Source organism: Cupriavidus numazuensis (genome assembly GCF_905397435.1).
GTDB lineage: Bacteria > Pseudomonadota > Gammaproteobacteria > Burkholderiales > Burkholderiaceae > Cupriavidus > Cupriavidus numazuensis.
In genome coordinates this window covers 146663-156741 of sequence record NZ_CAJPVI010000015.1, presented here as the reverse complement: position 1 = coordinate 156741, position 10079 = coordinate 146663, and the positions used below count along the sequence as shown (strand labels likewise).

Annotated in this window: 8 protein-coding genes and 1 pseudogene; all 9 read left to right on the top strand. The window is 65.8% G+C overall.

Features of this window, described 5'->3' with window-relative positions:
* Positions 1-901, top strand: a pseudogene (locus tag KHO41_RS14235) (Y-family DNA polymerase); the annotation flags it as partial.
* Complete coding sequence (locus tag KHO41_RS14230; RefSeq protein WP_211953921.1) at positions 898-4233, top strand: error-prone DNA polymerase; 3336 nt, start codon at positions 898-900, stop codon at positions 4231-4233. The pseudogene KHO41_RS14235 and the gene KHO41_RS14230, both read left to right, overlap by 4 nt.
* A gap of 145 nt (positions 4234-4378) precedes the next feature.
* Positions 4379-4873, top strand: coding sequence for a DUF3016 domain-containing protein (locus KHO41_RS14225; RefSeq protein ID WP_211953920.1), 495 nt, complete (start codon positions 4379-4381; stop codon positions 4871-4873).
* 137 nt (positions 4874-5010) lie between these two features.
* Positions 5011-5271 carry a helix-turn-helix domain-containing protein gene (locus KHO41_RS14220; RefSeq protein WP_211953919.1) on the top strand — a complete coding sequence of 87 codons (261 nt, stop codon included), beginning with the start codon at positions 5011-5013 and terminating at the stop codon, positions 5269-5271.
* Positions 5272-5273: 2 nt separating this feature from the next.
* Complete coding sequence (locus tag KHO41_RS14215) at positions 5274-6620, top strand: type II toxin-antitoxin system HipA family toxin (protein WP_211953918.1); 1347 nt, start codon at positions 5274-5276, stop codon at positions 6618-6620.
* 84 nt (positions 6621-6704) lie between these two features.
* On the top strand, positions 6705-7298 hold the full coding sequence (locus KHO41_RS14210; RefSeq protein ID WP_211953917.1) for a uracil-DNA glycosylase family protein: 594 nt from the start codon (positions 6705-6707) through the stop codon (positions 7296-7298).
* 121 nt (positions 7299-7419) lie between these two features.
* Complete coding sequence (locus KHO41_RS14205; protein WP_211949677.1) at positions 7420-7809, top strand: cupin domain-containing protein; 390 nt, start codon at positions 7420-7422, stop codon at positions 7807-7809.
* Between the two features lie 82 nt (positions 7810-7891).
* The gene (locus KHO41_RS14200) at positions 7892-8872 is read left to right on the top strand and encodes a Bug family tripartite tricarboxylate transporter substrate binding protein (RefSeq protein ID WP_211953916.1); all 981 of its coding nucleotides are present in this window, start codon (positions 7892-7894) and stop codon (positions 8870-8872) included.
* A 31-nt stretch (positions 8873-8903) separates the two neighbouring features.
* On the top strand, positions 8904-10070 hold the full coding sequence (locus KHO41_RS14195) for an acyl-CoA dehydrogenase family protein (protein WP_211953915.1): 1167 nt from the start codon (positions 8904-8906) through the stop codon (positions 10068-10070).
* Positions 10071-10079 lie beyond the last annotated feature (9 nt).

Sequence of the window (10079 nt, the reverse complement as noted above, 5' to 3'; positions counted from 1 at the left end):
GGGCCTGGCGCGCCGGCTGGGCCCCGGCTTGCTGGCCCGGCTGGATCAAGCCTATGGCGATGCGCCGGCCAGCTTCACCTGGTTCGCCGCGCCGCCGGCGTTCGCGCAGCGCATGGACCTGCCGGGCCGCATCGAATCGGCCGAAGGCGTGCTGGCCGGTGCGCAGCGGCTGCTGCTGGCGCTGGCCGGCTGGCTGGCGGTGCAGCAGGCCGGCGTCACGCGCTGTGTGCTCGTGCTCGAACATGAGCGTTACCGGCTCGGCGTCGATACCGTGGGCACGCCAGTGACTGTGGCGCTGGCCCAGCCGAGCCGTGATCCTGCGCATTTGTCGCGGCTGCTGCGCGAGAAGCTCGACAAGCTCAATTTCCACGCCCCTGTGACCGGTCTGGGGCTGCGCGTGGAGGCCATGGCCGAACACCTGCCACACAGCGATGCGCTATTCCCCGAGCCCGGTGGCACGCCGGCCGAACTGGGGCGCGTGCTCGATACGCTGGTGGCCCGACTGGGCCGCGACAACGTGCTGCAGCCGCAGCCGCTGGCCGATCACCGGCCCGAATGTGCCAACCGCTGGTGTCCGCTCGACGAGGCCACGGGCAAGGCGTCCGGCGTGCCGCTGCCGCCAATGCCCGAGCGCCCGCTGTGGCTGTTGCCGCAGCCGCTGGCTCTGGCGGTGCGCAACCATCGCCCGAACCACGGCGGCGCGCTGAGCATGCTGACCCGGCCGGAACGCATCGAGGCCGGCTGGTGGGACGGCGCGCTGGCCACGCGCGATTACTTCATCGCCGAACGCGCCGACGGCCTGCGTTGCTGGGTCTACCGTGAACGCCCCGGCCATCCGGGGCGCGACGGGCACGAGGACGACGGCGAATACCGCTGGTTTCTGCATGGGTTGTTCGCATGAACCAGACCGAACTGTCCGGGCTGTCCGCGTGGCTGCCCACGCTGCCCGACTACGCGGAGCTGCACTGCATCTCCAACTTCACGTTCCTGACCGGCGCGTCGCATCCGGTCGAGCTGATCGAGCGTGCCTTCCAGCTTGGCTACCGTGGCATTGCACTGACCGATGAATGCTCGGTGGCCGGCACCGCGCGCGCGCACGATGCCATCAAGACGCTGCGCCAGCGCCTGACCGATGCGGTGAAGCGCTGCGAGGCGGACGCCAGCGAGGCGCAGGACGAAGGCGAACTCAATGTGCTGAAGGCCCACGCCGCAGCTGCCGACGCCTTCAGGCTGCTGATCGGCAGCCGCTTTAGCCTGACCGCACCATCGGGCACGGATGAGCGGCCGCCGCTGCGGCTGATCCTGATCGCGCAGCACCGTGAAGGCTTCGGCAACCTGTGCGAGCTGATCACGCTGGGCCGCATGCGCGCGCAGAAGGGCAGCTACCAGTTGCATCCCGAAGACCTGTCCGCACCCGGGGAAAAGCAGAAGCACCTGCGCGGCATGCCGGGCTGCCTGGCGCTGCTGCTGCCCGATTACTGTCCCGATCCGGCGCAATTGCTGGAGCAGGCGCAATGGTGCCGCGAAGTCTTCGGCGAACGCGTGTGGATCGCGCTGGAGCAGTTGCAGGGCCATGCGGATGCGCTGCACCGCGCGCGGCTCGAAAGCGTATCGGCGCAGGCCGGCGTGCCGCTGGTGGCTTCGGGTGCGGTGAACATGCATGTGCGCTCGCGCAAGCCGCTGTCCGATGTGCTGACCGCGATCCGGCTGGGCAAGCCGCTGCCCGAATGCGGCATGGCGCTCGCGCCCAATGCCGAGCAGCATCTGCGCATGCGCCAGGTGCTGTCGCGCCTGTATCCGCGCGAGGCGCTCGCGCAGACCTTGAAGGTTGTTGAACTGTGCGATTTCTCGCTCGATACGCTGCGCTACGAGTATCCCGAGGAACTCGTGCCCAAGGGCGAGACGCCGATCAGCTACCTGCGCAAGGAAGTGGAGGCCGGCAAGCGCGTGCGGTTTCCCAACGGGCTGAAGCCGGAATGGGAGAAGCAACTCGAAGACGAGCTGGACCTGATCGAGGAAAAGCAGTACGAGCATTTTTTTCTGACGGTGCATGACATCGTGCGCGAGGCGCGCAAGCGGGGCATCCTTTGCCAGGGCCGTGGCTCCGCGGCCAATTCCCTGGTCTGCTATTGCCTTTACGTCACCGAGGTCAGTCCCGAGCAGGCCAACCTGCTGTTTGGCCGCTTCCTCTCGCGCGAGCGCGACGAGCCGCCCGATATCGATGTCGACTTCGAGCACCAGCGGCGCGAGGAAATCATCCAGTACATCTACGACAAATACGGCCGCGACCGCACCGCGCTGGCCGCGTCGCTGATCACCTACCGCTCGCGCAGCGCGCTGCGCGACGTGGGCCGTGCGCTCGGTATCGACGCGAGCGTGGTGGAGCAGGTGGTGAAGGGCCAGGCGTGGTGGGAGAGCGGGCAGGGCTTCCTGGATCGTATCGGCCGCTACGGACTGGACCGCGAATCGCCGGCAGTGCAGCAGTGGGCCAGCCTCACGACACAGCTGCATGGCTTTCCGCGCCACTTGTCGCAGCACGTCGGCGGCTTCGTGATGGCGCGCGGCAAGCTGTCGCGGCTGGTGCCGATCGAGAACGCGGCCATGGCCGACCGCAGCGTGATCCAGTGGGACAAGGACGATCTGGAGTCGCTGGGCCTGCTCAAGGTGGACGTGCTGGCGCTGGGCATGCTGTCGGCCATCCGCCGCGCGCTCGCGATGATCCCGAATCCGGACGAGAACCTTGCCGCGGCTGGCGTGCCGGCGCGCATGGAGGACATCCCGAAGGAGAACGACGAAACCTACAAGATGATTTGCCGCGCCGACACCATCGGCGTATTCCAGATTGAATCGCGCGCGCAGCAGTCGATGCTGCCGCGCCTGCAGCCGCGCGTCTATTACGACCTCGTGGTGGAAGTGGCCATCGTAAGGCCGGGGCCGATCCAGGGCGGCATGGTGCATCCCTACCTGAAGCGGCGGGAAGCGTTCCGGCGCACGAAGAAGCCACCGGTCTACTACGACGCGGTGATCGAAAAAGTACTGGGCCGCACGCTTGGCATCCCGATCTTCCAGGAGCAGGTGATGCAACTGGCGATCGACGGCGCCGATTTCACGCCGGGAGAGGCCGATAAACTGCGCCGTTCGATGGCAGCGTGGCGCCGCCGGGGCGACCTGAGCCAACATCAGGATGCGTTGATCAAGGGGCTGACCAGGCGCGGATATCCGAGATCGTTCGCACTGGACATCTGCAAGCAGATCGAAGGCTTCGGCGAATATGGCTTTCCGGAAAGCCACGCGGCCAGCTTTGCCAAGCTGGTCTATATCAGCGCCTGGCTCAAGTGCCACCATCCGTCGGCATTCCTGTGCGGGCTGCTGAACAGCCAGCCGATGGGCTTCTATTCGCCGTCGCAACTCGTGCAGGACGCGCAGCGCCATGGCGTGGTGGTGTTGCCGGTCGATGTGACGGTCAGCAACTGGGACAGCACGCTGGAGCCTGCGCCGGGCCAGACTGGCGCCGGCAAGCCCCCGGTGCGGCTGGGGCTGGGCCGCGTCAAGGGGATGCGCGAAACCGCCGCGCTGCGCATCGAAGCCGCGCGTGCGCAGCGTCCGTTCGACAGCGTGGAAGACCTGGCCTTGCGCGCCAGCCTGGACCGGCACGATATCGATGTGCTGGCCGCCGCCGACGCGCTGGTGGCACTCGCCGGCAACCGGCGCCAGGCGCGCTGGCAGGCCAGCGCCGCCGCGCTGCAGGTTGCGCACCGGGACCTGCTTCATGAAGCGCCGCTCATCGAGCGCCAGTTGTCGCTGCCGGCACCGCGCCTCGGCGAAGAGGTGGCGGCCGACTACGCCAGCACGGGGTTGTCGCTCAAGTCCCATCCGCTCGCGCTGCTGCGCACGAAACTCGAAGCGATGGACTACGCCACCGCCGAACAGCTTTCCCATTGCCGCAATGGCCGGCGCGTGCGCACCTGCGGCATCGTCACCGTACGGCAGCGGCCCGCCACCGCGAGCGGCACCATCTTCGCGACCATCGAGGATGAAACCGGCACCGTCAACCTGATCTTCTGGCCCGACCTGATCGAGCGGCAGCGCAAGGAAGTGCTCGGCGCGACGCTGCTGGGCGTGATCGGCACCTGGCAGCGGCAGGGCGAGGTCCGCCACCTCGTGGCGCAGGAACTGATCGACCTGAGTCCGATGATGGGCCGCCTGATGGTCGGCAGCCGCGATTTCCACTGAGCCGCCGGTCCGCGACTCATGCACTAAGCTGAAGTCAGCCCGGACCGCCGGCCAGGTCCGAGTTATCCATGGGCAATTCCTGTCCGTTCGCGCATTCCCTGCGCATCTCCCGGCCGTGTTTCCGTTGCGCTGGAGGCGTGCCGCCATGTCCCGGTACACCCTTCCCGCCCTTGCCATGCTGGCACTGGGCTTTCCCATGGCGGCTATTGCCGCGCCCGGCACGCTGTCGGTGACCTTCGTGCATCCGGAGTCCTATACCGATGCCTCGTACCACGACAACTATGGCAGCGACCGCGATGTGCTCGATGCCATCAGCCGGCACCTGCAGAAGCTGGCCGCGCGGCAACTGCCGGAGGGCTACACGCTGAGTGTCGAAGTGCTCGATATCGACCTGGCAGGCTACGTGGACTGGCGGTCGCCGTCGCGCGTGCGCATCGTGCGGGACGCCACGTGGCCCCGGATGACGCTGCACTATGTGCTGCGCCATGGCGATCAGGTGGTGGCCGATGCGCAGGACCGGCTCAACAACATGAACTTCCACTGGGGCGTGAACCTGTACGACGGCTCCGACCGGCTGCGCTATGAGAAGGCCATGCTGGATGACTGGTTTGATCGGACCATTGTGAAGCGGTTGGGGTGAGAGCCGGCGCGTGCCGGCCCTTCTCCGTTTTTCGAAGAATACAATGAATAGGCTGTATTTCATAAATACAGCCTATCTTGAGTATTTTGAAAAAACAACCTAGCATACGTAAATCAGAAATACAGCCTGATTCTTGTATGCGCGATTTCACTGTCCGCACCCCGGAGCAACTCCCGGCCATGCTGAAGGGGTTCAGAAAACAGGCCGGCCTGACCCAGGCTGAACTGGCGGTTCGCATGGGCGTGAGCCAGCAAACCCTGTCCGCCCTTGAGCGCAATGCGGAAGCAGTCAGCGCGGGGCGCCTGATGCGGCTGCTGGCTGTGCTCGGTGTCGAGCTGGTGCTGCGAAAGCCGGATTCTCCTGTTCAGGGGAAGGCATCCGACAAGCCAATGTGGTAGGCATGGGGCGCCGTTCCCATACGCGTGCGCTCGGCTTGTGGATGAACGGCGTCCATGTCGGGCGCTGGGAGTTGCAGCCGCATGTCGGCGACGTGCTCATCTACGCGGATACCTGGGTCGCCGCGCCGCAGGGCCGCCCGCTGTCGCTGTCCTTGCCTTTCACGCCGGACAATGCCCCGCACAAGGGCGACACCGTCCGTGCCTATTTCGAGAACCTGCTCCCGGACAGCCGAGAGATCCGCGAACGCATTGCGCGCCGGTTCCGCGCCAGTTCGACCGATGCCTTCGACTTGCTTGCGCAGATCGGCCGCGACTGTGCCGGCGCCTTGCAACTGCTGCCTGCGGATGCCACGCCGGCCGATATCCAGGTCATCGATGCGGAGCCGCTGACGGACACCGACATCGCCCGGATCCTGCGCGAAACGGTCATGCCTTCACCGTTGGCCGGGGTCTCCGGCGAGGACGAGCACTTCCGCATTTCCATTGCCGGCGCCCAGGAAAAGACCGCGTTCCTGCGGCTCGACGATCGCTGGCACTTGCCAAAGGGCTCTACGCCGACCACCCACATCTTCAAGTTGCCCATGGGGCTGGTCGGAAACATGAGGCTGGACTTGCGGGAATCGGTGGAGAACGAGTGGCTGTGCTCGCTTGTACTCAAAGCCTATGGACTGCCTGTGGCCAATTGCGAGCCGCTCGTCTTCGAGGACCAGAAAGTGCTCAGCGTGGAGCGCTTTGACCGCATGTGGTGGCATGGCAATGGCGGGTGGCTGATTCGTCTGCCACAAGAAGACATGTGCCAGGCTACCGCAACGCCGCCCTACCTCAAGTACGAGGCCGATGGCGGCCCGGGCATCGACCGCATCATGGATTTGCTCAACGGCTCCATGCAGCGGGAGGCGGATCGGCTCAGGTTCTTCCAGTCACAGGTTCTGTTCTGGATGCTGTGCGCGCCCGATGGCCATGCCAAGAACTTCAGTCTCGCGTTGCGGCCGGGTGGGGCTTATGCGCTGACGCCGCTCTATGACGTGATGTCCGCTTATCCGTTGCTGGGGGAGGGCGCAGGCAGGATTTCGCCACATCGGATACGGCTGGCAATGGCGGTCAGATCGCGTAACGCCCACTGGAGGGTGCGGGATATCCGCCGTCGCCACTGGCTGGAACTGGGCCGGCGATACGGCATCATCGCGGCCGATGGCCGGGATGTGGAATTCGTTGTCGATGATCTGGTATCGCGGACGCGAGAGGTGGTCCGCGCGGTCCGTGCCTCGCTGCCAGAAACCTTTCCACAGACGCTGGCCAACGCCATCCTGGACGGTTTGGAGGCTGCAGCGGACAAGCTTGCGGGATAGGCGGGCGACGGCGCCCCAGCGCCGTCGGCCCGTAGTGGGGCACAGGGCTACACTGACCCTGGTACTGATCCCTCTCGCACCACATTGCCCGCCAAACCCCGTTCCCCGCTCGACATCCTCCTCAACGACATCACCGCCTGCCGCACCTGCGACCTGCCTTACGGGCCGCGGCCGGTCGTCCGGGCCGCTGCGAGTGCCCGCCTGCTGATCATCGGACAGGCGCCGGGCCGGCGCGTGCATGACACCGGCATCCCGTGGAATGACCCGTCCGGCGATCTGCTGCGCACCTGGCTGCAGTTAACGCCGGACGAGTTCTACGACTCCAGCCGGGTGGCCATCGTGCCGATGGGGTTTTGCTACCCCGGCAAGGGTCAGAGTGGCGATCTGCCGCCGCGCCCCGAGTGTGCGCCGTTGTGGCACGCACAACTGCTGGCCACCATGCCGCACATTCGCCTGACCCTCCTTGTGGGCCGCTACGCCCAGTCGTACTACCTGCGCGGGAGGACCAGGCCGACGCTGACTGACACCGTTGCTGCCTATGCGGACTACCTGCCGCAATTCCTGCCGCTGCCCCATCCCAGCCCGCGCAACCGCCTCTGGCTGCGCCGCAATCCGTGGTTCGAGGCCGATGTCGTGCCGCTGTTGCGGCAGCACGTAGCCATGGCGCTGACGGGCTGAGCGGCGCATCCGGCACCGGTGTTAACCCGCAATCCGGTTCGTCGGCCTTGCTTCCATAATTCATGATGATAAACTTAAATTCACAGACATGAATTAGAGAGCCAATTCGGCCGTACCAGACATGCCCCAATCCCCTGTCTATTTCGTTTCCACCGAAGACACGCCGGGCTATCACCCGGCCAACCACACCGGCACGCTGAACCGCCGACTGATTTCCCCCGAAACCGTCGGCGCGCGCCACCTGGAAGTGCTGCACGGCACGATCGAGAAGGGCAAGGGCGCGCTGCCGCACGCGCATCCGGGCATCGAGCAGGTCTGCTACGTGCTCGAAGGCCGTGCGATCGCCGAGGTAGGTGGGCAGAGCAAGGAACTCGGCCCGGGCGATTGCTGCTTTTTCCCGCCGGACACCATGCACGTGTTCACCGTCGTGAGCGACGAGCCGGCCAAGATCCTCGTCATCTATTCCCCGCCTTACGAAGAATCGCCGGAACGTGTCGTGCGGCCCGCATAACGCGGCCGTACCGCTTCCGACCCCGTCAAGACAGCCGGCGCCGCAGACCGGCAATGACACGCTGAAACTGGAGACCAGCATCGTGAAGTTCGCAAAACAGGCTTTGCTCACCGTGGCGGTGGGCTGTGGTGCCGTGATGGCCATGATTTCCCCGGCAGGCGCAGCGGATCCGTATCCGTCCAAGCCGATCCGCCTTGTGGTGCCGTTCGCCGCGGGCAGCGGCACCGACGCCGTGGCACGGTTGACCGCCCGGTATCTCGGGGAAGGGCTCAAGCAGACGGTGGTGGTCGACAACCGCCCCGGCGCCAACGGCACCATTGCCGCCGAGTTCGTCGCCAAGGCGCCGGCCGATGGCTACACGATTTTCATGACCACCAACACCACGCATTCGGCCAATCCCTCGCTGATGAAGCAACTGCGCTATGACCCGGTGAAGGACTTCACGCCGGTCTCGCGCATGGGCAACCTGCCGTTCATGCTGGTGGTCAGCCCGACGCTGCCGGTCAAGACGCTGTCGGAATTCGTCGCCTACGCCAAGGCGCACCCGGGCATGTCCTATGCGAGCGGCAACAGCACCGGCATCGTGGCTGGCGCGACGATGTCGAAAATGGCGGGCCTCAAGATGCTGCACGTGCCGTACAAGAGCACGCCGCCGGCGATGACCGACGTGATCGGCGGCCAGGTGCAGGTGATGTTCGTCGACTTCGCGGCCGGCATCGCCAACGTCAAGGCCGGCAAGCTGCGCGCGCTCGCCGTGACCACCGCCCAGCGCAGCGCGCTGTTGCCGGACCTGCCGCCGCTGGCGAGCGAGCCTGAATTCAAGGGCTTCGATATCACGTCCTGGAACGGCGTGTTCGCGCCCGCAGGCACCCCGGCGCCGGTGGTCGAGCGCTTGAACCATGAGCTGGTTGCCATTGCCTCCAACAAGCAATACGCGCCGCAGTTCCACGCGTTCGGCTTCGAGCCGTTCGGCAGCACGCCGGCCGAGCTGGGCCAGTTCGTTGTCGCAGAACTGCAGAAGTGGTCGCGGCTGGTGAAAGATGCCGGCATCCAGGCTGAATAAGACAGTACAAGACAGGACAAGGAACACCGACATGAATTTCGATCTCTCCGCCGAACAGCAGTCGATCGTCGAAGCCGTGCAGCAGGTCTGCGGCCAGTTCGACATGGAATACTGGAACAAGCTGGATGTCTCCGGCACCTATCCGCACGAGTTCTACAAGACGCTGTGTGAAGGCGGCTGGCTCGGCGTTGCCATGCCCGAGAAATTCGGCGGTGCGGGTCTGGGCATCCTGGAAGCGGCGCTGGTCATGCAGACTATCTCCGAGTCCGGCGCTGGCATGAGCGGCGCATCGGCGGTGCATATGAACGTGTTCGGCCTGAACCCGGTCGTGGTGTTCGGCACCGACGAGCAGAAGGCGCGCTTCCTGCCGCCCCTGATTGCCGGCAAGGAGAAGGCCTGCTTTGGCGTGACCGAGCCCGACGCGGGCCTCGACACCACCAAGCTCAAGACCTTCGCGCGCAAGGTGGAGGGCGGCTATTCGGTGACCGGCCGCAAGATCTGGATCTCCACCGCTCAGGTGGCCGACCGCATGCTGCTGCTGGCGCGCACCACGCCGCTCGAATCGGCGAAGAAGCCCACTGATGGCCTGTCGCTGTTCTACACCAGGGTCGACCGCAGCAAGATCGAGATCCGCGAGATCGACAAGATGGGCCGTTCGGCCGTCGATACCAATATGCTGTTCATCGACGACCTGTTCATTCCCGAGGAAGATCGTATCGGCGAGGAAGGGCGCGGCTTCGAGTACATCCTGCACGGCCTGAACCCCGAGCGCATCCTGATCGCGGCCGAGGCCATCGGCCTGGGCCGCGCGGCGCTGGCCATTGCCACGCAGTATGCGAAGGAGCGCGTGGTGTTCGGTCGGCCGATCGGCATGAACCAGGGCGTGCAGCATCCGCTCGCACAGGCCTGGATGCAGCTTGAAGCGGCCAACCTGATGATGCTGAAGGCTGCCGCGCGCTACGACGCGGGCGAGTCCTGCGGGGCCGAGGCCAACACCGCCAAGTACCTCGCGGCCGAAGCCGGCCACAACGCCTGCCAGACCGCCATCCTGACGCTCGGCGGCATGGGCTATTCGCGCGAGTACCGCGTGGAGCGCCTGCTGCGCGAGTCGTACATCCCGCGCATCGCGCCGGTGAGTCCGCAACTCATCATGTGCTTCATCGCCGAGCGCGTGCTGGGCTTGCCGAAGTCGTACTGAGCGGAGACA

Coding starts and splice junctions, on each gene's coding strand:
- KHO41_RS14230 (WP_211953921.1), top strand. CDS start 898: ATGAACCAGACCGAACTGTCCGGGCTGTCCGCGTGGCTGCCCACGCTG.
- KHO41_RS14205 (WP_211949677.1), top strand. CDS start 7,420: ATGCCCCAATCCCCTGTCTATTTCGTTTCCACCGAAGACACGCCGGGC.
- KHO41_RS14215 (WP_211953918.1), top strand. CDS start 5,274: ATGGGGCGCCGTTCCCATACGCGTGCGCTCGGCTTGTGGATGAACGGC.
- KHO41_RS14195 (WP_211953915.1), top strand. CDS start 8,904: ATGAATTTCGATCTCTCCGCCGAACAGCAGTCGATCGTCGAAGCCGTG.
- KHO41_RS14220 (WP_211953919.1), top strand. CDS start 5,011: ATGCGCGATTTCACTGTCCGCACCCCGGAGCAACTCCCGGCCATGCTG.
- KHO41_RS14225 (WP_211953920.1), top strand. CDS start 4,379: ATGTCCCGGTACACCCTTCCCGCCCTTGCCATGCTGGCACTGGGCTTT.